We start from the raw sequence: 26,996 nt of genomic DNA on the forward strand, positions 1-26,996 counted from the left end.
GGCCCGAATGCCCCGATCAACAGGATGATGAAGTTTGCGCCCATGAAGACACCCCTACCTTTCGGCTTCGCCGCATTGCTGTCGCTGTTCTGCCTGCCGGCGTTCGCCGCCGACGCCGGGCCTGCCGCGGCCAAGGGCACGCCAACCTGCACCGGCCTGGATTGCCTGATTTGCCCGGCGCTCAAAGACCCGCAGAACTACACCGAAGGGCGCATGAAACTGATGCGCGAAATCGTGCCCGGCAAGGACCGCTGGCTGTTTCGCTCCGAGGTCGACTTGACCAACGACTTTGGCATCCCGGCCAGCATGCGCAGCGAATACGCGCGCTTGATGGCCACCTTCGCACGCCAAGGCACCCATGTGGTCATGGCCATCCAGCCGACCCGGGGGCTGATGCACCGCGACAAACTGCGCCCGGGCGAGCACATGGGCTTTGACTACGCCCGCGCCAACCGCAACCTCGGCGACTACCTGCAGCAAATGCGTGCAGGCGGCGCGGTGGTACCCGACGTGATGCAACTGGTGGCCAAGCCGCCGGCCGGCGAATACTTCTTCCGCCGCGACCACCACTGGACCCCCACCGGCGCCCAGGCCACCGCCCAGGTGGTCGCCGACGAGGTGCGTCGCCAACCGTTCTATGCAGGCCTTACTAAAAAGCACTACCGCACCGAACCCGGCGTGGTGGTGCCCAAGGACGGCACCATGAACCTGGGGCTGACCTATATCTGCGGCAATAATTTTGGCATGCAGTACGTGCGTGGCTACCAGACGGTGCCGGTGGCCGACAGCGCCGACGCACTGTTCGACGAAGCCCCAGACCCCGAAGTGATCCTGGTGGGCGACAGTAACGCCGCGGCCCGGGAAGATGAAAGCAAACAGTTCAACTTCGACGGTTACCTCAAGCAGTACCTGGACGTGGACATCCTCAACTTCGCCCTGCCCGGCGCTGGCCAGGATGGCTCGTTGCTCGAATACCTGCTGTCGGACAGCTACAAGCCCGCCGCCCCGCCCAAAGTGGTGATCTGGGAGCTGCCGGCCAACTACCAGTTGGAGTCGCCGCAGATGTACCGCCAATTGGTGCCGGCGATCAAGGGCGGCTGCGCCACCTCCAAAACCCTGTTGAGCAACCGCCTGGACCACCCGGCGCTCAAGGTCAGCGATCGCATCGAACTGCTGAGCAATGCCGGCGAAAGCCGCAGCGACCTCAAGGGTTCGGCAGGCTTCCTGGACATCAAGATCAGCGACAAGAACGTCAAGGACTTCTACCTCATCGTCTATTACGACAATGGCCAGCGTGACAAGATCTGGTTCCGCCGTGAAGCGGCCGTGACCGGCGGCCAGTACTACCTGGAGCTGAGCAAGGCCAAGGAATTCCAGGGCGCCAACCTGCTGTCGGTGTTCATGGAGCCGACCAAACCTTCCAGCGGCGCAACCCAGGTGGACACCAAACTATGCCTTTGAAACCCTTGCTGCTGGCCTTGCTCGGTGCCGCGGGCAGCCTGCACCTGGCCGCCGCCAGCGCCAGCACCTCGATCTGGCCGGCGCGGGCCACCGCGCCTTCGGCGATGATTGCCGACTACCGCACCTTGAGTTGCGTGAAGGAGCCGCCGCCGCCCTACACCGGCAGCCTGCAACTCAAGAGCAAATACGATCAAAGCGATGCCAGCAAGTCCACCCTGGCCGCCAGCCAGGACCAGGGCACTGAGGAAATCGGCAAGCAGGTCAAGGCGTTCATCGGCGGGCTGATCTACGCCACCAAGCAGTTCGAACGGGCCAAAAGCCCGCAACAGGCCAACATGGCCCTGGCCTGCCAGGACCAATGGCTGGAAACCTGGGCCAAGGCCGGCGCCCTGCTCAACCGCGACGCCAGCGGCAGCGGCATGGCCGCGCGCAAATGGGCGGTGGCAGCCATCAGCGGCACCTTGCTGATGACCGAGGCCATGGCCGATAACAAACTGGTGCTGTCGCCGGTGCAAAAAGATTGGTTCGCCCGGCTCGGCGCGCTGGTCATCGAAGAGTACCAACCGCGCCATGCACCCGGCTTTGCCTTCTTCAACAACCATGACTACTGGGCCGGCTGGGCCGTGTCGGCCACCGGCATGCTGATCCAGCGCGAGGACTTCATCCGCTGGGGCGACAGCAACCTGCGCCGCGGTTTGCAGCAGGCCACCCTGTCCAGCGCCGGCGACTATGCCTACCTGCCGCTGGAAGTGGCGCGCGGCAAGCTGGCCGCCAGCTACAGCCAGTACGCTCTGGTGCCCTTGGTGATGCTGGCCGAAACCGCCCGCAGCAATAACCTGGGTTGGTCGGCCGACGACCAGTCGCGCCTGGAACTACTGGCCAATTTCGCCGCCCGCAGCGTGCTCGACCCGCAAGGCTTGCCCCAACTGCAAGGCCAGTCCCAGGCCGACATCGCGCCCTACAAGATGGCCTGGCTGATCCCGTTTCTGCAGCGCAGCCCGCAGCATGTGCTGGCGCGCAAGCTGTATGACTCGCTGGACGGTGACGTCGACAACTACAGCCAGCTTGGCGGCCCACTCAAGCCGCTGTATTCAACCGGCCACTGAGCCAAGGACGACTAACATGCCGCCATTCATTCGTACCAGCCTGTTCGCCAGCCTGCTGGCCAGCGTTTTGACCTGCCAGGCCCAGACCCAACCCCTGGTGCTGGACCGCGCGTTGAGCGTGATCCCTGCCCGGCAGCAATCAGACCAGCAGGTCCAATTACTGCAGCGCACCCGCCAGGCCGTGCAGATGGCCGAGGTGGCCCTGCGCAAGCCGGCTGGCCGGGCCCAGGTCAGCTTGCAGCCAATGTTTTCCTCGCAGGAAGGCAGTTGGCCGTTCGAGCCGTTCGTCAACAACGGGTTGTTCCGCGCCATCGCCGGCTACCAGTCGCATCACCCGCAAGCGGTGGTGATCAGCGGCGGTAGCATCACCCTGGCGCAACTGGCCGAGGCCCTGCACGACCCCAAGGTGTTGCGCCGGCACAAGGACGGCTACCTGCTGAGCTACCCACTGATGATCACCGCCAATGGCGGGCTGATCCTGGAAGGCACCAGCCTGTACCTGTACAACTTTTCCGGCACCGCGCTGATCAACCAGGGCCTGTTGAGCCTGAACCAATCGCGCCTGGAGGGCTGGACCGGTGACAAAACCAGCGCCACCGACCGTGCCTACCGGCCCTTCGTGGTGTCCTGGGCCGGCAGCTCCACGCAAATCCTGGACTCCACTTTGAGCCGCCTGGGCTACAACGCCAACCTGTCACGGGGCCTGAGCACCGGCCTGAGCACCCAGCAGGCGCCCAGCACGCCACCGGCCTCGGTACTGATCCGCAACAGCCACTTCACCGAGCTATCCAGTGGCGTGGAGCTGCAACACGCCCAGGCGTTGATCGAGCACAGCACTTTCGATCAGCAGCAGCAGTACGCCATCGACCTCAACAACAGCCAGGCGCAGGTGCGCGACAACAGCATCCGTGGGGTGGAGAACAACAGCGGCATCCGCGTGCGCGGGCAAACCCGGGCGCTGATCCAGGGCAACCTGATCCTGACCACCGCCAAGGCCGGCATCGAAGTGAGCGAACAGGCCGGTGCCCTGCTGCTGACCGGCAACCGCATCGGCGACTCCAAAGGCAATGGCATCCAGTTGCGCAACCTGACCGGCAAGGGCGGTGTGTTGGTGATCGAAGACAATTTGATCAGCAACAGCCAGGGCAGCGCCATCGACGCCAGCGAAGTGCAGGCGCTGGCGATTCTGGACAACCGCATCAGCGCCAGCCCCGAATATGCCATCAGCCTGCGCAATGCCCTGCCACTGCCGGGCGAGCTGGCCTTGACCGGCAACCGCCTGGGCGCCATCGGCAAGGCCGTGGTGCGGGTCGAGGGCATCGATAACGTGGTGCTGGGGCATAACCAGTATCAGGGCAAGCCGTTGTTGCAGAACCTGCTGATCGGCGACCTGATGCCCGTGCAAAGCGTGCTGCTCGATGCCACCGTGCGCCAGGGTTGCATCGTGCAGGTACGGCGCACGCCGGGCGCTGGGCAGCCAGCTGCGCTGGCGTGCGGCAACAGCGCCCTGTAGCCGCGCCCTGCCCCCGCCGGCTAAGGTCGGCTGGGGTCAGAAGGCGATGAAACTGTCGTACAACAGCTTGATGTTCAGCACCACGATCAAGCCCGCCACCGCCCAGGCCGCGCCCGTTAGCCAGCGGCCGGTGGCCAGTTCGCCCATCTTTTCCCGGTCCGAGACAAAGCGCACCAGCGGGATGACCGCGAACGGCAGTTGCATCGACAGCACCACCTGGCTGAACACCAGCAGGCGCGCGGTGCCATTTTCGCCGTACAGGCTGGTGACCACCAACACTGGGATGATCGCCAGGCCCCGGGTGATCAGGCGCCGCAGCCAGTTGGCGATGCGCAGTTGCAAAAAGCCTTCCATGATGATCTGCCCGGCCAGGGTCGCCGTGACCGTGGAGTTGATGCCCGACGCCAGCAAGGCAATCGCCAGCAACATCGAGGCGATCCCCACCCCCAGCAGCGGCGAGAGCAATTCATAGGCCTGCTCGATTTCCACCACCTCGGTGTGCCCGCGGCTGTGAAAGGCTGCGGCGGCGGTGATAAGGATCGCGGCGTTGACGAACAACGCCAGCATCAAGGCAATGCTGCTGTCGGTCACCGCCCAGCGCAAGCCGTTGCGCCGGCCCTCGGGCGTGCGTGGGTAGGCCCGGGTTTGCACGATAGACGAATGCAGGTACAGGTTGTGCGGCATCACCGTGGCGCCAATGATGCCAATGGCGATGTACAGCGCCGCGGGGTTGGTGATGATGCTGGTGTGCGGCACGAAGCCGGCCAACACCTGGCTGAGCACCGGTTGGGCCATGACCAGTTGCGCGGCAAAACAGGCGAAGATCACCGTCAGCAAGGCAATGACGAAGGCTTCCAAGGCGCGAAAGCCGCGGTTCATCAACAGCAATATCAGGAACACGTCGGCCGCGCAGATCACCGCCCCCCACAGCAGCGGGATGCCAAACAGCAGCTTCAGGGCGATGGCGGTACCGATCACTTCGGCCAGGTCGCAGGCGATGATCGCCGCCTCGCAGGCCAGCCACAGGCCGATGCAGGTGGGTTTGGAATAATAGGCGCGGCACGCCTGGGCCAGGTCCAGCCCGGTGGCGATACCCAGGCGCGCAGCCAGCGCCTGCAACAGGATCGCCATGAGGTTGGACAGCAGGATCACCGACAGCAGCGTGTAGCCAAATTGCGAGCCGCCGGCGATGTCGGTGGCCCAGTTGCCAGGGTCCATGTAGCCCACGGCCACCATGTAGCCGGGGCCGGCAAAGGCCAGCAAACGCCTGAACCAGTGGCCCGTGCTGGGCACCGCGATGCTGGCGTTCAGTACGCCCAGGCTGGGCCGGCCAGGTGCAGGGCAAGGCAGTTCTTCGTTGATCAGGGCCACGGTGTACTTCGCTGTCTGGGCGGTTGTAGGCAAGAAAAACGTAGCCGCCAGCCTGAAATTTAGCCTACGACAAACCGATTGACCGTTGCCGTGCCGACAAATGCCCGGTTCACGATGGACGGTGGCTGCGCTACCCTTGCCGCCTTCGTAGTTCCCCCTGACGAGACCGTTGTGACCGATACCGAGGCCAAACCCGCGCTGATCGCCTCCACCCTGCTGGGCATTGCCCAGATCATTGCCTGGGGTGGCTCCTTTTACCTGATTGCCGTGCTGGCCGCCCCCGTGGTGCAAGACACCGGCTGGTCGCAGGCCTGGGTCTATGGCTCGCTGTCGCTGGCGATCCTGATTTCAGGGCTGCTGGCGCCACGGGTCGGCCACCTGGTGGCGCGCATCGGCGGGCGTACGTTGTTGCTGGCCAGTGCGCCCACCTTGGCGCTGGGCCTGGTGTTGCTGTCGATCGCCCCCAGTTTGCCGATGTTTGTCGCATCCTGGGTGGTGATCGGCCTGGGCATGGCCGCGGGGCTGTACGACGTGTTGTTCGCGACGCTGGGCAAACTGTTCGGCAAAAACGCGCGTTCTGCCATCACCCAGGTCACCTTGGTGTCCGGGTTTTGCACCAGCATCACCTGGCCGCTGGTAGCAACGCTGGTGGCACACCTGGGCTGGCGCGGCGCTTGCCTTGCCTATGCGCTGTTGCTGATGGGGGTGGTACTGCCGATCTACTGGCGTTGCGTACCGCGCCATGAGCCGGTGACCGCTGCCAAGGCCGCCGCGCAACCGGCCCAGGCACTGCCCCAGGGCAAGGTGTTCTGGCTGCTGACCGCCAGCTTTACCCTGGCGGCCGTGATCTTCACGGCCATTTCAGTGCAACTGATCAGCCTGTTGCAAGCCCAGGGGCTGTCACTGGTGGCTGCGCTGGGCATTGCCGCGCTGATCGGCCCCAGCCAAGTCGCCGCAAGGGTGGTCGAAGTGCTGTTCGGGCGCCAGGCGCACCCGATCTGGAGCGCCTTGGGCTCGGTGCTGATGGTGGCGGCGGGCCTTTTATGCATCCACTTTGCCTCGGGGCTGGCGGTGCTGGGCATCATTGTGTACGGGGTGGGCAGCGGCATCCGCTCGATCGTGCGCGGCACCCTGCCCTTGGCGCTGTTCGGGCCTGCGGTGTATGCGGTGGTACTGGGGCGTATCGCCCGGCCGACGCTGATCGCCCAGGCGTTGACGCCGATCGTGGGTGGCTACCTGCAGGCGCACTTTGGTGCGGGGGTAACGCTGGGGGTGTTGGCGGGGTTGGCGGTGGTAAATGTGCTGCTGGTGGGGTTGCTGATCAAAAGCATCAGGGCGCCGCTTGCAGTTTCAGCCCATCGCGGATCCCCTTGACCTGGGCCTCGTTGTCTTTGTAACCCTGTGCCGAGCCTGCGTAAGACAACGAATACGCGGTGCCCGGCGTGCTGGCCGTGACCAGGGTCTGGGTCATCACGTGGCCGCCGTTGAGGATGATCTGGCAGGTCGATTCCACCGAGGGGATATCGCCCAGGGTGCCTTCGTGCACCTTGGTACACACGCTTTGGTAGCCGCCGTGGCTGAAGTTCACCTGCACCGCCTTGCGCATTTCCAGCAGCACGGCCTGCAAGTTGACCTGATGGCCAGGCTGCAACGTGGTGCGGGTCAGTTCCACCACCATCTGGGGGTCGCCATTGTCATCATTTTTCGAGGCACGCTGGCGGTTGACGCTGGGTTGCCCGTCGCCCTGCTGGGCTGGCAAGGCTTCGACGTCCCAACCTGCAGGCCACAGGATCATTACATCGTCGGCCAAGGCCGAGGTTGCCGCCAGGGCCAGGCTCAGGGCCATGCTCAGGGCCATCAGTGTGCAGCGGCGTTGCAGAAAAGTCATGGAAGGCAGCGATTCCAGAGGGTGGTTGGGCGCGAGCGTGACGCAATCGTGATGTTAAGTAAAACTTTTCACCGGCCTGCTAGCCTTTATTCGTGTTTAATTGTCCGAATTTTTACTGCCCGAGGTCCACTCCATGTCGTTCAAACAGATCTTGATCGCTGCCGCGCTGTGTTCGTTGTCGCCTTTTGTCTTCGCCCACGCCCACCTCAAAAGCCAAACCCCGGCTGCCGACAGCACGGTGGCCGCCCCCGCCGACCTGCGCCTGGTGTTCACTGAAGGCGTAGAAGCCACCTTCAGCAAGGTCAGCCTGAGCAAGGACGGCGCCGAAGTCGCGGTCAAAGGCGTCGCCACCGCCGAAGGCGACAAGAAAACCCTGATCGTGACCCCGGCGGCGCCCCTGGCACCGGGCAATTACAAGGTTGAGTGGCATGCCGTGTCGGTCGACACCCACAAGAGCGATGGCACCTACAGCTTCAAGGTTGGCCAGTAACCCTCATGAGTGCATTGGTGGTTATCCGTTTTCTGCACCTGACCGTGGTCCTGCTGATTTTCGGGGCCAGTCGTATTCCGCCCACTGCTGCTGGGTGAACCCCGGCAACAGGCGATCATGCGCAAGTGGCTCGACCCGTTCCTGTGCCTGCTGGCCGGGATTGGCCTGATCACCGCGGTGCTGTGGCTGGTGGCCACCGCCGGCGACATGGCCGGCTCCTGGGAACAAGGGCTCAACCGGGTGGTGCTGATGAAGGTGCTGACCCAGACCTTGTTCGGCAATGTGTGGATCGTGCACCTGGGCGTGAGCCTGATCCTGTTGATGTGCCTGCGCTTGCCGGTGCGCTTGCCGACCTGGTTGCCAATCAGCCTCAGCGCCATCCAGGTGGCGACCTTGGCGCCGGTGGGCCATGCGTCGATGCTCGATGGCATCGGTGGGCAGTTGCTGATGTTCAACCAGTTGGTGCACCTGATGTGCGTGGCCGGCTGGATGGGCGCGCTGATGCTGCTGGTGTTCGTGCAGGCGCGCCCGGCTGGGCACGACCTGCGCGGTACCCTGCTGCGCTTCAGCGGTTATGGGCTGGTGTTGGTGGCGGGGATTATCATCACCGGTTTGATCAATGTGCGCGTGTTGACGGGCACCTTGTGGCCGACGCCGATGACCAGTGGCTTTGCCCTGGTGCTGGCGATCAAGGCGTCGCTGGTGGCGTGCATGCTGCTGCTGGCGCTATATAACCGGGCGGCACTGAATAACCAGCGCATTGCCTTGCACACCCTGCGCCAGACCGTGTTGGTGGAATGGCTGTGCGGGTTCGCGGCGCTGGCGGCAGTGTCGTTGCTGGGCACCTTGGCGCCAGTGCCATTGACCCTGTAGGAGCGGATTGATCCGCGAAAAGCCCGCCGCGGTTGCACAGGTACACCGTGGTCATGTTTTCGCGGATAAATCCTACCGTCTGAATTGCCATGATCGGTGTGGGGCCAGGCGTGCCTGGCAAAGCCTCACCGCAATTGAGCCTGCGACGCCGCCAGCATTGCCCGCAGCAACACCGCACACCCCGCCGCCAGGTCAGCGGGGGCTGCATTCTCGATTTCGTTGTGGCTGATGCCATTCTCGCACGGCACGAAGATCATCCCCGCCGGGCCCAGTTCGGCGAGGAAGATGGCGTCGTGGCCAGCGCCGCTGACGATGTCCATGTGCGACAGGCCCAGCCCAAGCGCTGCGCTGCGCACCGCGTCGACGCAGCCCTGCTCGAAGTACAGCGGTGGAAAGTCCGCGGTGGGGGTCAACTCAAAGGTCAGGCCATGCTGCGTGCAGGTCGATTCGATCACCTGGCGCACCTGGGCGATCATCGAATCCAGCCGGGCCGGCTCCAGGTGCCGGAAATCCAGGGTCATGCGCACTTCCCCGGGGATCACGTTGCGTGAACCGGGGTAGGCTTGCAGGCAGCCGACGGTGCCGCAGGCATGGGGTTGATGGCCCAGTGCAGCGGCATTGACCGCAGCCACCACGGCGGCAGCGCCCACCAGCGCGTCCTTGCGCAGGTGCATGGGCGTCGGCCCGGCATGGGCCTCGACCCCGCGCAGCGTCAAGTCAAACCACTTCTGCCCCAGGGCGCCGAGCACCACGCCGATGGTCTTGCGCTCGTCTTCCAGAATCGGCCCCTGTTCGATGTGCGCCTCAAAATACGCCCCTACCGCGTGCCCGCTGACCTTGCGGCTGCCCGCATAGCCAATGGCGTTCAACGCCTGGCCCACAGTCACGCCGTCGGCATCGGTCTTGGCCAGGGTCTGGGCCAAGGTAAACTTCTCGGCAAACACCCCGGAACCCATCATGCAGGGGGCAAACCGCGAGCCTTCCTCGTTGGTCCACACCACCACCTCCAACGGCGCCTCGGTTTCCACGCCCAGGTCATTGAGGGTACGCAATACCTCCACCCCGGCCAGCACCCCGAAGCAGCCGTCGAACTTGCCGCCGGTGGGCTGGGTGTCGATGTGGCTGCCGGTCATTACCGGTGCCAGGCTGGGGTTGCGCCCTGGCCGTCTGGCGAAGATATTGCCCACCTCATCGACCGTGACCGTGCAGCCGGCGGCCGTGCACCACTGCACGAACAGATCACGGGCCTGGCGGTCCAGGTCGGTCAGGGCCAGGCGGCACACGCCGCCCTTGGCCGTGGCGCCCAGCTGCGCCAGTTCCATCAGCGATTGCCACAAGCGTTCACTGTCGATATGCCGTTCGCTGGATTGCAAGACCTCGGTGGCAGTGGTCATGGGGTTCTCCTCAGGTTCTTGTTATGGGAATCAGGCGTTGGGCTTGGCGACGGTGGCAGGGTCGGTGCCACGCATCGCGCACAGGCCGTAGTAGAGCAACCCGCCCAGCAGCGAGCCGGTAAACCAGCCGTAGTCGTAGAACCAACTGAACGCCGTGCTGCCCAGCGACAGCAGGGTCAACAGCACCGGCACGGCAAAGGCAATGAAGCCGAACCAGTTCCATGCCGGGTACACGTCGTCGCGGTACAACCCGGCCAGGTCCAAGGTTTGCTTCTTGATGATGAAGTAGTCCACCACCATGATCCCGGCAATCGGCCCCAGCAGGCTCGAATAGCCCAGCAGCCAGTTGGAATACACGGTGTCCAGGCTGACATTGGAAACAATCAGGCCCAGTTTCTTGAGCAGTTCGTGACCCATGAGCGCCAGGCCCACCAGCCCGGTCAAGATCACCGCCTGGGTGCGACCGATCAACTTGGGGGCAATGTTCTGAAAGTCGTTGGTGGGCGAGACGATGTTGGCCGCGGTGTTGGTCGACAACGTGGCGATGATGATCAACGCCATGGCCAGGGCGACCCAGAATGGGCTCTGGATATGGCCGATCAGGGTGACCGGGTCAGAAACCATTTCACCCACCAGTGACACCGAGGCTGCGGTCATCACCACGCCCAGCGAGGCGAACAGGAACATGGTCAACGGCAAGCCGATGATCTGCCCGACGATTTGCGCCTTCTGACTTTCGGCGTAGCGGCTGAAGTCCGGAATGTTCAATGACAGCGTGGCCCAGAAACCGACCATCGCCGTGAGCCCGGCGCAGAAGTAACCCACCACGCTGGCGCCTTCCGGGCGCTTGGGTGGCTGGGCCAGCAATTCGCTCAACGACACGTTGGGCAGTGCCCAGAACAGCAGCCCGGCGCCCACCAGGATCAGCAATGGCGCCGACAGGGTTTCCAGGCGCTTGATTGACTCGGCCCCGCGCAGCACCACCCACAGGTTCAGGGTCCAGAACATCATGAAGCCGATCACCTCGCCGGTCCCGCCCAGGGCCTTCCAACCGTCGAATATCGACCCCAGGAACAGGTGGATGGCCAACCCGCCGAACATCGTCTGGATGCCAAACCAGCCGCAGGCCACCAAGGCGCGAATCAGGCACGGCACGTTGGAACCGATGACCCCGAACGAGGAGCGCAGCAGCACCGGAAACGGGATGCCGTACTTGGTGCCGGCAAACGCGTTGAGGGTGAGCGGTATCAGCACGATGATGTTGGCCAGCAAAATCGCCAGCAGGGCCTCGCCCACCGACAGGCCGAAATAGGCGGTCAACACCCCGCCCAGGGTGTAGGTGGGCACACAGATCGCCATGCCCACCCACAACGCAGTGATGTGCCATTTGTTCCAGGTACGCTGGTGCACCTGGGTGGGGGCGATGTCGTGGTTGTAACGGGGGCTGTCGAGTACATCGGTGCCGGCGTCGAGTTCGAACAACCCGTCGCGCTCCAACACCTGGGATCTTTTCTGTTGCATGGCCGCTCCTGTGTTTTTCTGGTTATGTGCTCATCCGCAGCGCATGCACTCAAATACCGTGCCGAGTGCGCCACCGGGTGTGCCGGAACATGCTCTTGCTGCCGTAGCGTATTGAAACTGCGGCTTTTTTTGCCTACTACCGCAATTGCGTCATGCATCCACAGGATTTACCTGTCCGTTCAGTCAGGACTCAATCTGGTGCAGGCGTATTTTGTTTTAGCTGGATCACGGTCGTTGCAGCCCTGGGCAAGCGGCTGATTTGCCATGGAAAATCTGGCTTAAATTACGTTCCTGTCAAGTGCGTCAAAATGGTGAAGGGCCTCACCATTTTGGGGATCTGTTAATATTTACTATATATTTCATACGGTTATATTGGTAATAAGCTTATATAAAATAAATTTGCTCATTGATCGATCAACAACTAGATTCAATTCCTGCCACCTCTGACAGGATTGCGGATTGTCACGGTGTGCCAAACAACACGAGAGCCGGCAAAAGCTGGTCACGCCTGTGAGGAGATCGGTATGACGCTGTTGATCCGGGGTGCCACCGTGGTCACCCACGATGAAAGCTTCAAAGCGGATGTGTTCTGCGAAGGCGGCCTGATCAAGGCCATTGGCGAACGCCTCGACGTGCCGGCCGGCACCGAGGTACTCGATGGCAGCGGCCAGTACCTGATGCCCGGCGGCATCGACCCGCACACCCACATGCAACTGCCCTTCATGGGCACCGTGGCCAGTGAAGACTTCTACAGCGGCACCGCCGCAGGCCTGGCGGGTGGCACCACCTCGATCATTGACTTCGTGATCCCCAACCCCCAGCAATCACTGCTCGAAGCCTTTCACCAGTGGCGCGGCTGGGCAGAAAAATCCGCCAGCGACTACGGCTTTCACGTGGCCATCACTTGGTGGAGCGAACAGGTGCGTGAGGAAATGGCCGAGCTGGTCAGCCACCATGGCATCAACAGCTTCAAGCACTTCATGGCCTACAAGAACGCCATCATGGCCGCCGATGACACCCTCGTCGCCAGTTTCGAACGCTGCCTGGAACTGGGCGCAATACCCACCGTGCATGCCGAGAACGGCGAACTGGTGGATCACCTGCAGCGCAAACTGCTGGCCCAGGGCATCACCGGGCCAGAAGCGCACCCCTTGTCGCGGCCCTCGCAGGTGGAAGGCGAAGCCGCCAGCCGGGCGATCCGTATTGCCCAGACCCTGGGCACCCCGCTGTACCTGGTGCATGTGTCCACCCGCGAGGCGCTCGACGAAATCACCTATGCGCGCAGCATGGGCCAACCGGTGTACGGCGAAGTGTTGGCCGGCCATCTGTTGCTGGACGACAGCGTGTACCGCCACCCCGACTGGCAGACCGCCGCAGGCTACGTGATGAGCCCGCCGTTCCGCCCCCAGGGGCATCAGCAAGCCCTGTGGCACGGCCTGCAGTCGGGCAACCTGCACACCACGGCCACCGACCACTGCTGCTTTTGCGCCGAACAGAAGGCTGCCGGGCGCGATGACTTCAGCAAGATCCCCAACGGCACCGCAGGCATCGAAGACCGCATGGCGGTGCTCTGGGACGAAGGCGTCAACAGCGGCAAGTTGTCAATGCAGGACTTCGTGGCACTGACCTCCACCAACACCGCGAAGATCTTCAACCTGTACCCACGCAAAGGCGCCATTCGGGTGGGCGCCGACGCCGACCTGGTGCTCTGGGACCCGGCCGGCACGCGCACCATCAGTGCCAAGACCCACCACCAGCAGGTCGACTTCAACATCTTCGAAGGCAAGACCGTGCGCGGCGTGCCCAGCCACACCGTCAGCCAGGGCAAGGTGGTCTGGGCCGACGGCGATTTACGCGCCGAACGCGGCGCAGGTCGCTATATCGAACGCCCGGCCTACCCCGCCGTGTTCGACTTGCTCAGCAAACGCGCCGAACAACAGCGTGCCGTGGCGGTTAAGCGCTAGGCGTTTCACAGCACCTAAAACAATAAAAACAGAGGACACCACCGTGATCGATTCCCTCCAACACCTCGCCCACCCCGTGGGTGATGCGGGCAGCCTGCTGGTGCAATTTGGCGACCTGGCCCCGCCGCTGACCCCGCGCCAAGCCCGGCTGGAAAGCGCACGCTGCCTGTATTGCTATGACGCGCCGTGCGTGAACGCCTGCCCCAGTGACATCGACATCCCGGGCTTTATCAGCAGCATCAGCCACGACAACGTGCAGGGCGCCGCCCATAAGATTCTATCGGCCAATATTCTGGGCGGCAGTTGCGCGCGGGTGTGCCCCACCGAAATCTTGTGCCAGCAAGCCTGCGTGCGCAACAACGCCCAGGAGTGCGCGCCCGTGCTGATCGGCCTGTTGCAACGCTACGCCACCGACCATGCGCAGTTCGCCGAGCATCCATTCACCCGCGCCGTTGCCACGGGCAAGCGGGTCGCGGTGGTTGGCGCAGGCCCGGCGGGGCTTGCCTGCGCCCATCGGCTGGCGGTGCATGGGCACGACGTGGTCATCTTTGAAGCGCGGGAGAAAGCCGGCGGCCTGAACGAATACGGCATCGCCAAATACAAGCTGGTGGACGACTTTGCCCAACGTGAACTGGCCTTCGTGCTGGCGGTGGGCGGCATCGAAATCCGCCACGGCCAGGCGCTGGGCCAAGGCCTCAGCCTGACCGAGTTGCACCTGCAATTCGATGCCGTGTTCCTCGGCCTGGGCCTTGCGGCCAGTCGCCAACTGGGCTTGGCCGATGAGCATGCGAGCGGCGTGCTGGCGGCCACCGACTACATTCGCGAGTTGCGCCAGGCCGACGACCTGAGCACCCTGCCCCTGGCTGATCGCTGCCTGGTACTGGGCGCCGGCAACACCGCCATCGACATGGCCGTGCAGATGGCCCGCCTGGGCGCCCGCGAGGTGAGCCTGGTGTACCGCCGGGGCGTCGCGGACATGGGCGCCACCGACCACGAGCAAGCGATCGCCAAGGCCAACCAGGTGCGCCTGCTGACCTGGGCCCAGCCAGAGCAGGTGCTGCTGGACAACCAGGGCCGGGTACGCGGCATGCGTTTTGCGCGCACCCACCTGGTGGAAGGCCGCCTGCGCAGCACCGGTGAAACCTTCGAGCTGGCCGCCGACGCGATTTTCAAGGCCATTGGCCAGGGCTTTGACGACAGCGCCCTGCGTGACCCCTTGGCCCGTTCACTGCAGCGCGATGGCGAACGCATTCGGGTCGACCCACAGATGCGCACCAGCGTGCCTGGGGTGTACGCCGGTGGCGATTGCACCGCGCAGGGCCAGGACCTGACCGTGCAAGCGGTACAACACGGCAAGCTGGCCGCCGAGGCCATCCATGCCCAACTCATGCTCAACGTGGAGGCTGCGTAAATGGCCGACCTCTCTATCGTGTTCGCTGGCATCAAGGCGCCCAACCCCTTCTGGCTAGCCTCCGCACCGCCCACCGACAAGGCCTACAACGTGGTCCGTGCCTTCGAGGCCGGCTGGGGTGGCGTGGTCTGGAAAACCCTGGGCGAAGACCCGGCGGCGGTCAACGTGTCCTCGCGCTACTCGGCCCTGTACGGCCCCAACCGCGAAGTGCTGGGCATCAATAACATCGAGCTGATCACCGATCGCAGCCTGGAGATCAACCTGCGCGAAATCACCCAGGTCAAAAAGGACTGGCCCGACCGCGCGCTGATCGTGTCGCTGATGGTGCCCTGCGTTGAACAGGCCTGGAAAACCATCCTGCCACAGGTTCAAGCCACCGGCGCCGACGGTATCGAGCTGAACTTCGGCTGCCCCCATGGCATGCCGGAGCGCGGCATGGGCGCGGCCGTGGGCCAGGTACCGGAATACGTGGAAAGGGTCACCCGCTGGTGCAAGACCTACTGCACGTTGCCGGTGATCGTCAAGCTGACGCCCAACATCACCGATGTCCGCCTGGCCGCCCGCGCCGCCCATCGCGGGGGCGCCGACGCGGTGTCGTTGATCAACACCATCAATTCCATCACCAGCGTGGATCTGGACCACATGGTCGCCTACCCCACGGTCGGCACCCAAAGCACCCACGGGGGTTACTGCGGCGCGGCGGTCAAGCCGATCGCCCTGAACATGGTTGCCGAGATTGCCCGCGACCCGCACACCCAAGGCCTGCCGATCTGTGGCATCGGCGGCATCGGCACCTGGCGCGACGCCGCCGAGTTCATGGCCTTGGGCTGCGGCGCGGTGCAAGTGTGCACGGCGGCCATGCTGCACGGCTTTCGCATCGTGGAGGGTATGAAGGACGGTCTTTCGCGGTGGATGGACAGCCAGGGTTACCACAGCCTTGCGGACTTCACCGGGCGCGCAGTGGGCAATACCACCGACTGGAAGTACCTGGATATCAATTACCAAGTGATCGCCAAAATCGACCAGGACGCGTGCATCGGCTGCGGTCGCTGCCACATCGCCTGCGAAGACACCTCGCACCAGGCCATTGCCAGCCTGAAGCAGGCTGACGGCAGCCGGGTGTACGAAGTGATCGACGACCAATGCGTGGGCTGCAACCTGTGCCAGATCACCTGCCCGGTACAGGACTGCATCGAGATGGTGCCCCAGCAGACGGGCAAGCCGTTCCTGGACTGGAACCATGACCCGCGCAACCCTTACCGCGAAGCCTCCTGAGCCCCGGCCGCAGGCGCGGCGGCCGTCGCGCCTACGGGGCCAGCCCTATCCCGCGCAAAATCACACTGGTGACCGTCTGCACCGCCCGCTCGAACTGCATGTCCGACAGCGGCTGGTGGTCATTGAGGATATCGACCTGGTGGCTGAAGTCCGCGTAGTGCTGGGTGGAGGCCCAGATCATGTACAAAAGGCTTGAAGGCTCCACGCTGAGGATGCGTTTGTCTTGCACCCATTGGCGGATCTTCGCTTCTTTCATCTTGGCCCAGTCGTACAGGCTGTCGTCCAGCGCCTTGCCCAGGCTCGGGGCGCCGTGGATGATCTCGTTGGCCCAGACCTTTGAGCCATGGGGGCGGCTGCGCGAGTGGTTCATCTTGGCGCGAATGTAGCTGCTGAGCACCACCCGGGGGTCGTCGAACATCTCGAAGCACAGCGCGTCCTGCTTCCACACGTCGAGTAAGTCCAGCAACACCGCCTGGTAGAGTTCGGTCTTGGTGCTGAAGTAGTAATGCAGGTTGGAACGTGGCAGTTGCACTTCTTCGGCAATGTCCGCCATGGCGGTGCCGCTGAAGCCTTTTTCGGCGAACACCTTCTCGGCCGCCAGCAGGATTTTCTCGACATTGCGTCGACGAATCTCGATCTTGTGAGTGCCCATGGGGGGTCCTTTACCGCAGAGTGTAAGAAGGCTACCACACCACTCGTAGGAAAAGGATTCGTGCGCCGCTGGCAAATATCAAATGCGCCGTGCGGGATTTTTCTGCCCGCCAGGCACTCCCATACTGGGCCACCTTTATTTACCTCGACAGGAGTTCAACCATGTCCATCCCAGCGTTCGGCCTCGGCACTTTCCGCCTCAAGGACCAAGTGGTCATCGACTCGGTGCGCAACGCCTTGGCGCTTGGCTACCGGGTGATCGACACTGCACAAATCTATGGCAACGAAGCCGAAGTCGGCCAGGCCATCGCCGAGAGCGGCGTGCCCCGTGACCAGCTGTTCATCACGACCAAGATCTGGGTCGACAACTTCAGTGCCGACAAACTGGTGCCAAGCTTGAAAGACAGCCTGGCGAAGCTGCGCACCGATCATGTCGACCTGACGCTGATCCACTGGCCGTCGCCCAAAGGCGCGGTGCCGGTGCAGGAATTCATGAGCGCCCTGGCCGACGCCAAGGCCCAGGGCCTGACCCGGCAGATCGGGGTGTCGAACTTCACCATCGACCTGATGCAGCAAGCCATTGCCGTGGTCGGTGCTGACGCCATCGCCACCAACCAGGTTGAATTGCACCCCTACCTTCAAAACCGCAAGGTGGCCGAATTCGCCGACCAGCACGGCATCCACCTGACCTCCTACATGACCTTGGCCTACGGCAAAGTCCTGAAGGACCCCGTGATCGAACAGATCGCCGCGCGCCACAACGCCACCACCGCACAAGTTGCATTGGCCTGGGCCATGCAACTGGGCCATGCGGTGATCCCCTCCTCCACCCGCCCAGAAAACCTGGCCAGCAACCTCAAGGCCGTGGACCTGCGCCTGAGCAACGACGACATGGCGCAGATCGCCACCCTGGACCGCGGCGAACGCCTGACCAGCCCGGCCAGCATCGCACCGGCCTGGGACTGAGGCTCGCCCCCCTGTAGGAGCGGATTCATCCGCGAAGAACGCACCGCGGTCTACCAGAAGCACCGCAGCGATCTTTTCGCGGATAAATCCGCTCCTACAAGACCATCGTATTCTGTAGGAGCGGATTCATCCGCGAAGAACCCACCGCAGTATGCCAGAAGCACCGCAGCGATCTTTTCGCGGATAAATCCGCTCCTACAAGACCATCGTATTCTGTAGGAGCGGATTCATCCGCGAAGAACCCACCCCAGTATGCCAGAAGCACCGCAGCGATCTTTTCGCGGATAAATCCGCTCCTACAAGACCATCGTATTCTGTAGGCGCGGATTCATCCGCGAAGAACGCACCGCGGTACACCAGAAGCACCGCAGCGATCTTTTCGCGGATGAATCCGCTCCTACAAGACCACCGTATTCTGTAGGAGCGGATTCATCCGCGAAGAACGCACCGAGGTCCACCAGAAGCCCCGCAGCGATCTTTTCGCGGATAAATCCGCTCCTACAAGACCATCGTATTCTGTAGGAGCGGATTCATCCGCGAAGAACCCACCGCAGTATGCCAGAAGTACCGCAGCGATCTTTTCGCGGATGAATCCGCTCCTACAAGACCATCGTATTCTGTAGGAGCGGATTTATCCGCGAAGGCGCCATCGCAGTCCATCTCAATTCTGGGTTTCACACACCGAATCGAGCTTCTGGTAATTGACCGTCTTGATCTGCCCGGCCGAATCCTGGTAGGTCATTTCGGCGGTGACCACTTTGCAGCGCTTGGGCGTGGGTTCGGTCATGGAAATGACCTTGGCCACGTCCAGCTTCATGCCGTAGCTGTAGGGCACGTCGGGCGTTTGCGCAAGGGCCATGGCAGGGATGAGCGCGGCCGCCAAAACGGCTGCGCTCAGTAACAGGCGAGTGTTCATCAGGTGCCTCCAGAAAAGAGGCAGGCATCGTCGACACGATGACGGCGAAGGAGCTGCAAGCGGCCCGGAGCAAACTCCTTAGCCGCCTACTTATTTTGGACCCATTACCCTGCCACTCAGATGACAGCGGACAAACGGTTGCGCCGCAGGTCTGCTGACTGTTCAGCGCGCAACGCTCGGCGTACCCTGCTGCGATCAACGGCTGCCGCGAACCGCCCCCCCAATGGAATTGCACATCGTGTTCCAGGGCCGCAAGGACCTGGGCGAACAACTTTACCGCCACTTGCGCGAAGGCATCGAGAGCGGTCGCCTGGCCGCCGGCACCCGCCTGCCACCCTCGCGGCTGCTGGCCGAGCAGCTTAAGGTGTCACGCAAGACCGTGGCCGACACCTACCAAAGCCTGACCTACGATGGCCTGCTCAGCGGCCGCGTCGGCAGTGGCACCTTCGTCAACGCGCGCATGGCCCAGGCCACGGCTCGCCAAGGCACTTCGGACCTGGCCAGTGCCGCCGTGGTGGCGCTGTGGCGCGACATGAAATTGCCGTTGCACCACCCAGGCATACACGGCGGCCTGCGCGGCGACTTCATCGGCGGCGCGTCCTCCCGCGCCCAGTTCCCCCATGATGAGTGGCGCCGCTGCACCCTGCATGCGCTGCGCCAGTCCAGCCGCTCGCGCGGCCTCTACAGCGCACCCGAGGGGGTGGCTGACTTGCGCGAGGGCATCGCCCGCCACGTCGGGTTTTCCCGCGGCGTGCGTTGCAGCGGTGAAGACGTGTTGGTGACCAATGGCGCCCAGCAGGCCCTGGACCTGGTGTCCCGCGTGTTGATCGAGCCGGGCTGCCGGGTGGCCATGGAAGACCCCGGCTACCCGCCGGCACGTCTGTTGTTCATGGCCCAAGGCGCCGAGGTGATTGGCGTGCCGGTGGATGAGGAAGGCATTCAAGTACAACAGATTCCCGACGGCACGCGGCTAATCTACGTGACGCCCTCGCACCAGTTTCCACTGGGCATGGCCATGAGCACGGCGCGTCGCGAAGCCCTGCTGGCCAGGGCCCTGGAGTTGGGTGCGATCATCATCGAGGACGATTACGACTGCGAATTCCGCTACGAAGGCCTGCCCACCGATTCGTTGCAGGGCCTGGACCAGCATGGCCTGGTGGCTTACATCGGGACCTTTTCCAAGACCCTGCTGCCCGAACTGCGACTGGGCTATACCGTGCTGCCGCCCGCCATCCACGCCGCCGTGCGGGTGGCCAAGCAACTGACCGACTGGCACACCAGCACGCAGAACCAACTGGCCCTGGCCAAGTTCATGGCCGAGGGCCATTTGCACAAGCACATCCGCCGCAGCCGCGAGGTGTATGCGGTGCGTCGCGAGCGCATCATCAGCCGCTTTGAAAGCGACCTGGCGCCCTGGTTTGCCGTGGTGCCGTCCAGTGCCGGCTACCACCTGGCGGTGACTTGCCGGGCGCCCCTTGACATTGACCAGGTGATCGCGGTGGCGCGCTATGCCGAGGTCGGCCTGTACTCCCTGGCACCGTTCTTTTTCCAGCAAGCCACTACGCCGGGCCTGATCATGGGCTACGGCGCCATCGACCTGTTGGAGATCGACCCGGCGTTGGATCGCCTGCGTGATGTGCTCGAACAATTGGCCCCCGTGTAAACCAGCCAATTGGCTATTCGGTGAAGTCGGTGCTGGGGCTAAGGTAGGCCCATCACCGCACATCGCGGCCAATCACTGGAGCACGGCAATGACCACACGTATCGAATGGGCCAAACAATCCCCTGAAGCCTACAAAGCCTTGGTCGGCCTGGAAATGGCCTTGGGCAAGAGCGGCCTGGAGAACTCGCTGCTGGAACTGGTGCGCCTGCGTGCATCGCAACTCAACGGCTGCGCCTACTGCGTGAACATGCACGCCAATGACGCACGCAAGGCCGGCGAAACCGAAGCGCGCCTGCAAACCCTGACCGTCTGGCAAGAAACCACCTTTTTTACTGCCCGCGAGCGCGCGGCCCTGGCCTGGGTCGAGAGCCTGACCTTGCTGTCGAGCCACCATGCCCCGCAGGACCAGTACCAAGCGCTACTGGAACACTTCAGCGAAGTGGAAGTGGTGAACCTGACCCTGGCCATCGCCACCATCAACGCCTGGAACCGTTTTGGCGTCGGCTTTGCCATGGTGCCCCAGGCCTGATCAGCCGCGTTGCGTGCGCTGGCGGTAGTGGCCTGGGCTCTCCCCGGTCCATTTCTTGAACGCCCGGTGGAACGCACTGGGCTCCTGGAAGCCGGTCTGCTCGGCGATTTCGGCAATGCTCAACGCCGTGTCCCGAAGGCGTTCGAAGGCCATCGCCCGGCGCACTTCATCCTTGAGCTGCTGGTAGGAGCAACCGGCCCGCTCCAACTGGCGGCGAAAGGTGGTCGCTGAAAGCCCCAACTGCACCGCCATGGCCGGCAAGGTGGGCCACTGGCCGTATTGGCTGTTGCGCAGCCGCCGGTACACTTGGCTGACCGGCCCCCGGGAGTTGCGGTAGCGGATCATCAGCCACTGCGGCGCGCCGCGCAGGAAACTCTTGAGCGCGGCAAAATCCTGCACCACGGGCAGGCTCAGGTAATCGCTGGCAAACTCGATCTCGGTGCGCTCGGCGCCAAAATTAAGGTTGGGCCCCCACAACAGCGGGTCGTCCTCCAACGACGCGCGTTGGTGATGGAAGTCCACCCGGTCGATGGTGATACGCCGCCCGCCCAGCCAACACAACATACTGATCATCAGCACCAGGAACGTCTCTTCGGCAAACCCGCGCGCCTCGGCCAGCTCGCTCTGGTAGTCCAGACTGATTACCGCCCGTTGGCCGCGCACCTGTACGTGGGCCCGGATATCGCGCACGAACAGGGCAAAGCCTTGCAGGTACTGACGCAAGGCCTTGCCCAGGTCTGGCTCCAGAATCAGCCCGCGGCAAATCAAGGCGAAGCTGCCCTTGGGCATGCCATGGGAATCCAGGCCAAAGAACTCTTCGCCGCGCTCGGTGATCATCAGCAACCACAACGCAGCGAACGCCTTGCCTGGCACACGCGCCTGCGCCTGCCCCAACAACTGCGGGTCGATACCCGCCCGCTCCAGCACCTGGGCCTGGCACGCCGGTTGCTCGCGCAAACCGTACAACATGGCATGGACGAAATAGATCGCCACCGAATCCTTTTCACGCATCAGCACATACAACCCCGATCAGGCAGTGACAAAAAGTGCCACACAAGCTGGACAGTTTCGGCATAGGCCAGGCGCCCTGCCGCCGCCTAGACTGCACCCATCGATTGGCAAGGCCAACACCTTGCGCGCTCGACCGGCACCAATACCACGCCCGTCGAGCACTGCCAATGCCCAACCGCACCCAAACTGGAGCCCCCCTCATGAGCCACCCGGAAATATTTGTCGTGAGCGCCGTGCGCTCGGCCATCGGCACGTTCGGCGGCAGCCTCAAAGACGTGCCGCTGACGCAACTGGCAACCGACGTGAGCCGCGCCGCCCTGACCCGCGCCAACATCGCCCCCGAGCTGATCGGCCACGTGGTGTTTGGCAATGTCATCCCCACCGACACTCGCGATGCGTACCTGGCACGCGTGGCCGCAATGAACGCCGGGATCCCCAAGGAGACGCCGGCATTCAACGTCAACCGCCTGTGCGGCTCAGGCCTGCAGGCCATCGTTTCGGCTGCCCAGAGCCTGCTGCTCGGTGACGCCCAGGCGGTGCTGGCCGGCGGCGCCGAATCCATGAGCCGTGGCCCCTACTTGCTACCGGCCGCGCGCTGGGGCGGGCGCATGGGCGACATGCAGGCCATCGACTATATGCTCGGCATTTTGCATGACCCGTTCGCCGGCATGCACATGGGCATCACCGCCGAAAACATCGCTGCCAAGTTCGGCATCAGCCGGGCCATGCAGGATGAACTGGCACTGGTCAGCCAACAACGCGCCGCCCACGCCATCGCCGAAGGGCGCTTCGTCTCGCAGATCGTGCCGATCGAAATCGCCAGCCGCAAAGGCCCGGTGTCGTTCTCGGTGGACGAACACGTGCGCGGCCAGGTCAGTGCCGAGCAACTGCAGAACATGAAACCGGCCTTCAAGAAAGACGGCAGCGTGACCGCGGGCAACGCCTCAGGCTTGAACGATGGCGCGGCGGCCCTGGTGCTGGCCACCGGCGACATGGTTCGCCAACAGGGCCTGGTGCCCTTGGCACGCCTGGTGGGCTACGCCCATGCCGGTGTCGAGCCGGAGTTGATGGGCCTGGGGCCGATCCCGGCGACCCGCGCCGTACTGAAGAAAACCGGCGTCAGCGTGGCCGAGCTGGACGTGATCGAGTCCAACGAAGCCTTCGCCGCGCAAGCCTGCGCCGTGGCCCAGGAACTGGGCTTTGACCCGGCTAAAGTGAACCCCAACGGCTCCGGCATTTCCCTGGGCCACCCGGTGGGTGCCACGGGCGCAATCATCGCCACCAAGGCGATTTACGAATTGCAGCGAACCCAGGGCCGCTATGGTCTGGCGACCATGTGCATCGGCGGCGGTCAGGGGATCGCCGTGCTGTTCGAACGTGTTTGATTAAGGGCAGGATCGAAAATGAGCGTACAAAACATTGCCGTGATCGGCGCCGGCACCATGGGCAACGGCATCGCCCAGGTGTGCGCGGTATCGGGTTTCAACGTGACCTTGCTGGACATCAGCGACGCCGCCCTTGAGCGTGGCGTGGCCACTTTGCGCAAGAACCTGGAGCGCCAGGTGAGCAAGCAGACCCTGAGCGCCGAGCAGGCCGAACAGGCCGTGGCGCGCATCAGCACCAGCACCGATTACACGCGCCTGGCCGACGTGCAACTGGTGATCGAGGCTGCCACCGAGAACTTCGAGCTCAAGGTGCGGGTATTGCAACAGATCGCCGCGCAAGTGAGCGACAGCTGCCTGATCGCCACCAACACCTCGTCTTTGTCGGTGACTGAGCTGGCAGCCAACGTCAGCCACCCCGAACGTTTTATCGGCCTGCACTTTTTCAATCCGGTGCCGATGATGGCGCTGCTCGAAGTGATCCGCGGCCTGCAAACCAGCGACGCCACCCACGCGGCCGCGCTGAACCTGGCCGAGCGGCTGGGCAAAACCGCGATCACCGCCGGCAACCGCCCAGGCTTCGTGGTCAATCGCATCCTGGTGCCGATGATCAACGAGGCCATCCTGGTGCTCGACGAAGGCTTGGCCAGCGCCGAAGACATCGATGCCGGCATGCGCCTGGGCTGCAACCAACCGATCGGCCCGCTGGCGTTGGCCGACCTGATCGGCCTGGACACCTTGCTGGCGATCCTGCAGGCCTTCTACGAAGGCTTCAACGACAGCAAGTACCGCCCGGCCCCCCTGCTCAAGGAAATGGTGGCGGCCGGTTACCTGGGGCGCAAGTCCGGGCGTGGCTTCCATGCCTATGCCTGAGGCGTGCTCACGGTTCGAACAGAGCCGTGACATGGCGTTGGCGCTGTTTGCCAGCAAAGGGTTCGGCCAAGTCAGCATGCGCGAACTGGCCACCCACCTGGGGCTTACGGCAGGCTCGCTGTACCACCATTTCCCCAGCAAGCAGCACCTGCTGTTCGACCTGATCGAAGAGTTCTACGACGAACTGCAGGCCGCCCTCACCCTCTGCACCCGGCGCCTGCGCGCCGGTGGCAAGCCCTTGACCGAAGTGTTGCAAGCCCACCTGGCGCTGCATCGGGCCAAACCTTTGCATTTTCGCCTGGCCGAGCGCGACAGCCGCTGCTTGAGCGAGGCACAACGCGCCCACGTGAGCGTGTTGCGCGACACTTACGAGCAGCAACTGCTAAAGGTACTGGGCCTGTCGTTCAGCGTTGAATGCCGAGCGGGTGCCGGGCACGCTGTCGCCAATTTGCTCAACAGTTTGCCTGGTTGGCTGGAAGGCAGCGCCTTGACGGAACCGCAGCGCACCGCCCTTATGGAAAACATGCTCGGCGGTGCGATCGCGCATCTGGCGACAACCTGACCCTGGCGCGGGGCAAGGTCGATGAGGCACTCTACACGGGCAAGGACAGGAACCTGCCAAACATGTTCAAAAAGCTCGCCAACCTGCTGCGTAACAAAGACCCCCAGGCCCGCGCCAGCGAGGACGTCTGGTGGATTGCCCTGCTGATGAGCGCCGTCGGCGGTTTTCTCGATGCGTTTACCTGGGTGGGCCATGGCGGCGTGTTTGCCAACGCGCAAACCGGCAACGTGGTGCTGTTCGGCGTCTCGGCCGCCGTCGGCCACTGGCACCAGGCGTTCGAACACCTGCCACCACTGGCGGCGTTTTTCGTCGGGGTGTGGGTGGCCACCTGGTTGCGGGTGCGCAGTTCTCGCCTGCGCCTGCGGCACGTGGCACTGGTAAGCCTGGTCATCGAGATCATCGTGCTGGCGGTGATTGCCTTCCTGCCGGGCGACTTTCCCGATATCCCGGTGGTGCTGGCCATTTCCTTCATCGCCGCCGTGCAAACCTCGAGTTTTCGCCGGGTTCGCCAATGGGCCTATAGCTCGATCATGACCACCGGCAACTTGCGCCAGGCTGCCGAGTCGCTGTTTCACGCCCTGCGCCCGCCGCGCGACCCGGTCATATTGGAGCAAGCAAAGATCTTCGCCTGCCTGTGCCTGACGTTCGGCATGGGCGCCTTCCTGGGGGGCTGGCTGACCGCGCGCTGGGGCAACCCGGTGCTGGCCTTGCCGATCCTGGCCCTGGCGCTGACCCTCTATGCGTGCCTGGCGCAGCGCCCGCAGGCGCCCGACGCGCACTGATTCCTGTGGGGCCCAGCGCTACAGCCGCAGCCAATTGCCCCACTGCCGTGGGCAATAGACCATGTGACCACTCAGCGCACGACGCGCTCGGACACAGGGAGACTTCCCATGGCAGACCCCGCTTCCAGCAGCCTCACCGGCATCCTTGTATACCTTGGCTTGGCCTCGATACTGCCGTTGATAGATGGTGACGCATTGATCGGCTCGGTGCTTGGCGCTTGGCTGGTCACCAGTACCAAACAGAATTTCAAACCCTGGCAGCGCCTGGCGAGCCTGGTGATGTCGGCTGCGGTGGGCGACCTGTTCGCCCCCTTGCTGGTGTCGGTCGCCCCCCTGCTCACCAGTGGCGTGGCCGCCTTCATCGGCGCCCTGGTGGTGATCCCTTTGAGCATCAAGGCCATGGTGTGGGTCGACCACGCCGAACTTGCCGATTTGCTCGCGCGCTTCAAAGGGGGGCGGTGAATGCCGGACTTTTCGCAATTGGCGCCGTTGCTCACGGCGATGGGCTGTTTTTTGGGGGCCCTGCGCCTGGCGTATTACGGGCGGGGGCGGTCCAAGTACCGGCGCGGTGTTTCGCTGTTGGCCAGCCTACTGGGCGCCGAACTGTGCTTCACCGGGTTTGAGATCGTGGTCTACGGGCAACCGGTCAGCGTCGGGCAGGCGCTGATCACGCTGTTGCTGTGCGCGTTGATTTTCCGCGCCAAAGGCAACGTCGCGGCGCTGCTCAGGCTCAGGCAATGAACAGCGAGCAACCGGCACCCGGCATAGCGTACGCGGACGCCGAGGAAGTGGACCCGCCCATCCAGAAGTTCGTGGCCGGCCGATGCGTCGCGCAATGGCCGCTTGAGCCCGAACGGCCTAGCGCGATCCACCCAGGGTGTCGAACCGACGGGACAGATCCTGCAACCGCTGTTCAAGGTCACGCAGGCGCTTTTTCTCTTCGGCCGCGTGCTGGATAAAGCGTTGATCGTCCTCGTCAAGGGCACGAAACACGGCCAGCACGGCGCTCTCACGGGGGTCTTGCAGGGTGTCGGGGGTGGCCTCGCGCACCTCCACGCCACGCAGCATCGGCCCTTGGTCGATCAATAACCAGTCCAAGGAGATATTGCGCTCTTGCGCCAGGGCTACGCATATCGAGTACGGAATGCTTTCGCGCACTTTCCAACTACTCAGGGTCTGCGGACTGACCCCTACAGCGGCGGCCAAGCCCGTGTCGGTATCCGTGCCGGTGACGCGCTTGAGTCGGTCAAGTACAGACGTCACGTTGAGTTTACGCAATTTGAGTATTTCCACTTGACGTATTCATATTGAATATATAATTTATGCAGATCGAGTACATGTTAACTAACAAAAAAGAATCAAACCACGGGCACCTTCGACGCAATGTCGAAGTT

General features: G+C 63.5%; 26 protein-coding genes. 18 read left to right on the forward strand and 8 right to left on the reverse strand.

Annotation, left to right across the window (positions count from 1 at the left end):
* Positions 1-42: 42 nt before the first annotated feature.
* From L9B60_RS27525 to L9B60_RS27535, 3 genes are read left to right on the forward strand one after another with little or no spacing between them, the layout of a single operon-like run.
* Positions 43-1,461, forward strand: a complete 1,419-nt coding sequence (locus tag L9B60_RS27525; protein ID WP_249674138.1) for an alginate O-acetyltransferase AlgX-related protein — start codon at positions 43-45, stop codon at positions 1,459-1,461.
* Entirely contained in the window at positions 1,452-2,567 is a 1,116-nt protein-coding gene (locus L9B60_RS27530; protein WP_249674139.1) for a polysaccharide lyase, read from the forward strand. Before L9B60_RS27525 ends, L9B60_RS27530 begins: the two co-directional genes overlap by 10 nt.
* Before the next feature lie 16 nt (positions 2,568-2,583).
* Entirely contained in the window at positions 2,584-4,080 is a 1,497-nt protein-coding gene (locus L9B60_RS27535; protein WP_249674141.1) for a right-handed parallel beta-helix repeat-containing protein, read from the forward strand.
* 36 nt (positions 4,081-4,116) lie between these two features.
* On the opposite strand, the gene L9B60_RS27540 is transcribed toward L9B60_RS27535, so the two are convergent.
* Positions 4,117-5,391 carry an Nramp family divalent metal transporter gene (locus L9B60_RS27540; protein WP_249680176.1) on the reverse strand — a complete coding sequence of 425 codons (1,275 nt, stop codon included), beginning with the start codon at positions 5,389-5,391 and terminating at the stop codon, positions 4,117-4,119.
* A gap of 282 nt (positions 5,392-5,673) precedes the next feature.
* Here L9B60_RS27540 and L9B60_RS27545 point away from each other — a divergent pair, with 282 nt between their 5' ends.
* Entirely contained in the window at positions 5,674-6,825 is a 1,152-nt protein-coding gene (locus tag L9B60_RS27545) for an MFS transporter (RefSeq protein ID WP_249680178.1), read from the forward strand.
* On the opposite strand, the gene L9B60_RS27550 is transcribed toward L9B60_RS27545, so the two are convergent.
* Positions 6,782-7,339 (reverse strand): DUF4946 domain-containing protein, encoded by a 558-nt coding sequence (locus L9B60_RS27550; RefSeq protein WP_249674142.1) that lies wholly within the window; start codon positions 7,337-7,339, stop codon positions 6,782-6,784. The genes L9B60_RS27545 and L9B60_RS27550 overlap by 44 nt on opposite strands.
* A 133-nt stretch (positions 7,340-7,472) precedes the next feature.
* Between L9B60_RS27550 and copC the strand changes: the two genes are divergently transcribed.
* Positions 7,473-7,829 carry a copper homeostasis periplasmic binding protein CopC gene (gene copC, locus L9B60_RS27555; protein ID WP_249674143.1) on the forward strand — a complete coding sequence of 119 codons (357 nt, stop codon included), beginning with the start codon at positions 7,473-7,475 and terminating at the stop codon, positions 7,827-7,829.
* A gap of 117 nt (positions 7,830-7,946) precedes the next feature.
* Positions 7,947-8,702, forward strand: coding sequence for a copper homeostasis membrane protein CopD (gene copD / locus L9B60_RS27560; protein WP_349631958.1), 756 nt, complete (start codon positions 7,947-7,949; stop codon positions 8,700-8,702).
* A gap of 125 nt (positions 8,703-8,827) precedes the next feature.
* Here copD and L9B60_RS27565 read toward each other — a convergent pair whose 3' ends face one another.
* Positions 8,828-10,096, reverse strand: coding sequence for a Zn-dependent hydrolase (locus tag L9B60_RS27565; protein ID WP_249674145.1), 1,269 nt, complete (start codon positions 10,094-10,096; stop codon positions 8,828-8,830).
* Between the two features lie 30 nt (positions 10,097-10,126).
* Positions 10,127-11,617: an NCS1 family nucleobase:cation symporter-1 gene (locus tag L9B60_RS27570; RefSeq protein ID WP_249674146.1), complete on the reverse strand. Its 1,491-nt coding sequence runs from the start codon at positions 11,615-11,617 to the stop codon at positions 10,127-10,129.
* 524 nt (positions 11,618-12,141) lie between these two features.
* On the opposite strand from L9B60_RS27570, the gene hydA reads away from it, so the two are divergent.
* The 3 genes from hydA to preA are packed head-to-tail and all read left to right on the forward strand — an operon-like array spanning position 12,142 to position 16,267.
* The gene (gene hydA, locus L9B60_RS27575) at positions 12,142-13,581 is read left to right on the forward strand and encodes a dihydropyrimidinase (RefSeq protein WP_249674147.1); all 1,440 of its coding nucleotides are present in this window, start codon (positions 12,142-12,144) and stop codon (positions 13,579-13,581) included.
* A gap of 43 nt (positions 13,582-13,624) precedes the next feature.
* Positions 13,625-14,992: an NAD(P)-dependent oxidoreductase gene (locus tag L9B60_RS27580; RefSeq protein ID WP_249674149.1), complete on the forward strand. Its 1,368-nt coding sequence runs from the start codon at positions 13,625-13,627 to the stop codon at positions 14,990-14,992.
* Positions 14,993-16,267, forward strand: a complete 1,275-nt coding sequence (gene preA / locus L9B60_RS27585; RefSeq protein ID WP_249674150.1) for an NAD-dependent dihydropyrimidine dehydrogenase subunit PreA — start codon at positions 14,993-14,995, stop codon at positions 16,265-16,267.
* Positions 16,268-16,298: 31 nt separating this feature from the next.
* Here preA and L9B60_RS27590 read toward each other — a convergent pair whose 3' ends face one another.
* Positions 16,299-16,919 carry a TetR/AcrR family transcriptional regulator gene (locus L9B60_RS27590; RefSeq protein WP_249674151.1) on the reverse strand — a complete coding sequence of 207 codons (621 nt, stop codon included), beginning with the start codon at positions 16,917-16,919 and terminating at the stop codon, positions 16,299-16,301.
* Positions 16,920-17,080: 161 nt separating this feature from the next.
* On the opposite strand from L9B60_RS27590, the gene dkgB reads away from it, so the two are divergent.
* On the forward strand, positions 17,081-17,884 hold the full coding sequence (dkgB, locus tag L9B60_RS27595; RefSeq protein WP_249674152.1) for a 2,5-didehydrogluconate reductase DkgB: 804 nt from the start codon (positions 17,081-17,083) through the stop codon (positions 17,882-17,884).
* 661 nt (positions 17,885-18,545) lie between these two features.
* Here dkgB and L9B60_RS27600 read toward each other — a convergent pair.
* On the reverse strand, positions 18,546-18,800 hold the full coding sequence (locus L9B60_RS27600; RefSeq protein WP_249674154.1) for a DUF2790 domain-containing protein: 255 nt from the start codon (positions 18,798-18,800) through the stop codon (positions 18,546-18,548).
* Between the two features lie 223 nt (positions 18,801-19,023).
* Between L9B60_RS27600 and pdxR the strand changes: the two genes are divergently transcribed.
* Both pdxR and L9B60_RS27610 read left to right on the forward strand, forming a co-directional pair.
* Positions 19,024-20,463 (forward strand): MocR-like pyridoxine biosynthesis transcription factor PdxR, encoded by a 1,440-nt coding sequence (gene pdxR / locus L9B60_RS27605; protein ID WP_249674155.1) that lies wholly within the window; start codon positions 19,024-19,026, stop codon positions 20,461-20,463.
* Positions 20,464-20,551: 88 nt separating this feature from the next.
* A complete protein-coding gene (locus L9B60_RS27610) occupies positions 20,552-20,992 on the forward strand; it encodes a carboxymuconolactone decarboxylase family protein (protein ID WP_249674156.1) in 441 nt (146 codons plus the stop codon).
* Here the strand turns inward: L9B60_RS27610 and L9B60_RS27615 are convergent, their stop codons facing one another.
* Positions 20,993-22,003 carry an AraC family transcriptional regulator gene (locus L9B60_RS27615; RefSeq protein WP_249680179.1) on the reverse strand — a complete coding sequence of 337 codons (1,011 nt, stop codon included), beginning with the start codon at positions 22,001-22,003 and terminating at the stop codon, positions 20,993-20,995.
* A 200-nt stretch (positions 22,004-22,203) separates the two neighbouring features.
* Between L9B60_RS27615 and L9B60_RS27620 the strand changes: the two genes are divergently transcribed.
* From L9B60_RS27620 to L9B60_RS27645, 6 genes are all read left to right on the forward strand, one after another.
* Positions 22,204-23,388, forward strand: a complete 1,185-nt coding sequence (locus tag L9B60_RS27620) for an acetyl-CoA C-acyltransferase family protein (RefSeq protein ID WP_249674158.1) — start codon at positions 22,204-22,206, stop codon at positions 23,386-23,388.
* Positions 23,389-23,406: 18 nt separating this feature from the next.
* On the forward strand, positions 23,407-24,258 hold the full coding sequence (locus tag L9B60_RS27625) for a 3-hydroxybutyryl-CoA dehydrogenase (RefSeq protein WP_249674159.1): 852 nt from the start codon (positions 23,407-23,409) through the stop codon (positions 24,256-24,258).
* Entirely contained in the window at positions 24,245-24,820 is a 576-nt protein-coding gene (locus tag L9B60_RS27630; RefSeq protein ID WP_249674160.1) for a TetR/AcrR family transcriptional regulator, read from the forward strand. The genes L9B60_RS27625 and L9B60_RS27630 overlap by 14 nt, the downstream gene beginning before the upstream one ends.
* A 62-nt stretch (positions 24,821-24,882) precedes the next feature.
* Complete coding sequence (locus L9B60_RS27635) at positions 24,883-25,602, forward strand: YoaK family protein (RefSeq protein ID WP_249674162.1); 720 nt, start codon at positions 24,883-24,885, stop codon at positions 25,600-25,602.
* A gap of 108 nt (positions 25,603-25,710) precedes the next feature.
* Complete coding sequence (locus L9B60_RS27640) at positions 25,711-26,064, forward strand: putative holin (RefSeq protein ID WP_249674163.1); 354 nt, start codon at positions 25,711-25,713, stop codon at positions 26,062-26,064.
* A complete protein-coding gene (locus L9B60_RS27645) occupies positions 26,065-26,343 on the forward strand; it encodes a phage holin family protein (protein WP_249674164.1) in 279 nt (92 codons plus the stop codon).
* 117 nt (positions 26,344-26,460) lie between these two features.
* Here L9B60_RS27645 and L9B60_RS27650 read toward each other — a convergent pair whose 3' ends face one another.
* Positions 26,461-26,895, reverse strand: coding sequence for a helix-turn-helix domain-containing protein (locus L9B60_RS27650; RefSeq protein ID WP_249674166.1), 435 nt, complete (start codon positions 26,893-26,895; stop codon positions 26,461-26,463).
* Between the last annotated feature and the right edge of the window lie 101 nt (positions 26,896-26,996).

The organism is Pseudomonas abieticivorans (assembly GCF_023509015.1).
Lineage (GTDB): Bacteria > Pseudomonadota > Gammaproteobacteria > Pseudomonadales > Pseudomonadaceae > Aquipseudomonas > Aquipseudomonas abieticivorans.

Excerpts from the sequence above, each read along its gene's own strand:
- L9B60_RS27635 (WP_249674162.1), top strand. The coding sequence starts at position 24,883 with ATGTTCAAAAAGCTCGCCAACCTGCTGCGTAACAAAGACCCCCAGGCC.
- L9B60_RS27615 (WP_249680179.1), bottom strand. The coding sequence starts at position 22,003 with ATGCGTGAAAAGGATTCGGTGGCGATCTATTTCGTCCATGCCATGTTG.
- L9B60_RS27535 (WP_249674141.1), top strand. The coding sequence starts at position 2,584 with ATGCCGCCATTCATTCGTACCAGCCTGTTCGCCAGCCTGCTGGCCAGC.
- L9B60_RS27625 (WP_249674159.1), top strand. The coding sequence starts at position 23,407 with ATGAGCGTACAAAACATTGCCGTGATCGGCGCCGGCACCATGGGCAAC.
- dkgB (WP_249674152.1), top strand. The coding sequence starts at position 17,081 with ATGTCCATCCCAGCGTTCGGCCTCGGCACTTTCCGCCTCAAGGACCAA.
- copC (WP_249674143.1), top strand. The coding sequence starts at position 7,473 with ATGTCGTTCAAACAGATCTTGATCGCTGCCGCGCTGTGTTCGTTGTCG.
- L9B60_RS27645 (WP_249674164.1), top strand. The coding sequence starts at position 26,065 with ATGCCGGACTTTTCGCAATTGGCGCCGTTGCTCACGGCGATGGGCTGT.
- L9B60_RS27630 (WP_249674160.1), top strand. The coding sequence starts at position 24,245 with ATGCCTATGCCTGAGGCGTGCTCACGGTTCGAACAGAGCCGTGACATG.
- L9B60_RS27550 (WP_249674142.1), bottom strand. The coding sequence starts at position 7,339 with ATGACTTTTCTGCAACGCCGCTGCACACTGATGGCCCTGAGCATGGCC.
- copD (WP_349631958.1), top strand. The coding sequence starts at position 7,947 with ATGCGCAAGTGGCTCGACCCGTTCCTGTGCCTGCTGGCCGGGATTGGC.
- L9B60_RS27620 (WP_249674158.1), top strand. The coding sequence starts at position 22,204 with ATGAGCCACCCGGAAATATTTGTCGTGAGCGCCGTGCGCTCGGCCATC.
- pdxR (WP_249674155.1), top strand. The coding sequence starts at position 19,024 with ATGGAATTGCACATCGTGTTCCAGGGCCGCAAGGACCTGGGCGAACAA.
- L9B60_RS27525 (WP_249674138.1), top strand. The coding sequence starts at position 43 with ATGAAGACACCCCTACCTTTCGGCTTCGCCGCATTGCTGTCGCTGTTC.
- L9B60_RS27565 (WP_249674145.1), bottom strand. The coding sequence starts at position 10,096 with ATGACCACTGCCACCGAGGTCTTGCAATCCAGCGAACGGCATATCGAC.
- hydA (WP_249674147.1), top strand. The coding sequence starts at position 12,142 with ATGACGCTGTTGATCCGGGGTGCCACCGTGGTCACCCACGATGAAAGC.
- L9B60_RS27600 (WP_249674154.1), bottom strand. The coding sequence starts at position 18,800 with ATGAACACTCGCCTGTTACTGAGCGCAGCCGTTTTGGCGGCCGCGCTC.
- L9B60_RS27530 (WP_249674139.1), top strand. The coding sequence starts at position 1,452 with ATGCCTTTGAAACCCTTGCTGCTGGCCTTGCTCGGTGCCGCGGGCAGC.
- L9B60_RS27590 (WP_249674151.1), bottom strand. The coding sequence starts at position 16,919 with ATGGGCACTCACAAGATCGAGATTCGTCGACGCAATGTCGAGAAAATC.
- preA (WP_249674150.1), top strand. The coding sequence starts at position 14,993 with ATGGCCGACCTCTCTATCGTGTTCGCTGGCATCAAGGCGCCCAACCCC.
- L9B60_RS27570 (WP_249674146.1), bottom strand. The coding sequence starts at position 11,617 with ATGCAACAGAAAAGATCCCAGGTGTTGGAGCGCGACGGGTTGTTCGAA.
- L9B60_RS27610 (WP_249674156.1), top strand. The coding sequence starts at position 20,552 with ATGACCACACGTATCGAATGGGCCAAACAATCCCCTGAAGCCTACAAA.
- L9B60_RS27640 (WP_249674163.1), top strand. The coding sequence starts at position 25,711 with ATGGCAGACCCCGCTTCCAGCAGCCTCACCGGCATCCTTGTATACCTT.